Source organism: Rathayibacter tanaceti, from assembly GCF_001634385.1.
Taxonomy (GTDB): Bacteria; Actinomycetota; Actinomycetes; order Actinomycetales; family Microbacteriaceae; genus Rathayibacter; species Rathayibacter tanaceti.
Genome location: NZ_LIIN01000260.1, coordinates 1 through 1,249 on the forward strand (window position 1 = coordinate 1; position 1,249 = coordinate 1,249).

Sequence of the window (1,249 nt, forward strand, 5' to 3'; positions counted from 1 at the left end):
GAACGCGATCACCGTGGCCGGCGGCACGGGCACCTCGGCATCGGCCGACGCGGTGGGGTCGAGGGCCGACCAGGTCGCGCTCGGGACCGACGGCGGTACCGACTCGATCACGTCGAGCCACGCCTCCGCGGCGTCGACGATCTCGAGCGCGTCCGCGCGGCGAGCGCGCGCGTCGGCGTACTCGGCCGCGTCGTGGATGCCGCGGATCGAGCCCGTCGCGAGCGCAGCGAGCAGCGCGGGCCAGGATTCCTCGTCGATCGCCTCGCACGCCGCGGCGAGGACGACGCCGCCGGGTGCAGCCGAGGCGGCGATCGTGCGTCCGGTCATCGGGTCGGGATGCCGCGGATCGGTCGTCACCTCGGCGGCGACGAGCAGTTCGTCGAGCGTCAGCGGGACGTATGCGTCGCCGTCGCGGCGCGTGCCGACGGCGTCGCTCGACGCGTACACACCGACCAGGGCGGCGGCGACGTGGTGACGGGGTAGGGCGACCAGCCTGCTCGTCACTGCGGTGCATGGCGGCTGCGGCGCGGCGCGGCGCCCGGCCGTCCGGATCAGCACGAGGTCGTCGGAGGGGGCTGCGGCATCCCCCGTCAGCGCGATCAGGGCGAGGACCACCGAGTCGAGCAGTGCCGCCGCGGTCTCGGAGGAGAAGATCTCGGTGCGGAAGAGCACGTCGACCACGAGACCGTCGTCGCCCTCGCCGATGGCGAATGTGAGGTCGAACTTCGCGGTGGGCTCGGCGTCATGACGCACCTCGGCGATGACATCGCCCAGACCGACCGACCGGGTGCGGCGGTCGACCTCGGCGATCATGACCTGGAAGAGCGGGTGCACGCCCGCGATGCGCGGGGGCGCGACGTCGGCGACGAGTTCATCGAACGGCACCGCGCGGCGCTCCCACGCGTCGAGCGCGCCGTCACGCACGCGGGCGACCACCTCGCCGACGGTCGACGCACCGGTGAGGTCGGCGAGACCCACGACGGTGTTCAGGAACAGACCGACGCCGGCGACAGAGTCCTCGCGCAGATCGGCGACCATGCCCAGCGGGATCCGGTCACCCGCTCCTCTCGACCGCAGCGCGAGGACGACGGCCGCGTTGAGCAGCATGAGGCGCGACACCCCGAGCCGGCCCGACGCCTCGGTGAGCGCCCCCGCGACCCAGGCGGGGAGCAGGTACTCCTCCGTGGCGGCGGCCGAGCTCGGCGCAGGGCTGCGCGGCCGGTCGAGGGGCAGGCTGATCGCCGCCGGC

The 1,249-nt window shown here is 74.2% G+C and carries 1 protein-coding gene; it reads right to left on the minus strand.

Annotation, left to right across the window (positions count from 1 at the left end; all coding sequences use genetic code 11):
• A partial coding sequence (locus tag ACH61_RS15500) for a condensation domain-containing protein (RefSeq protein WP_153038952.1) occupies positions 1 to 1,249 on the minus strand: 1,249 nt, incomplete at both ends.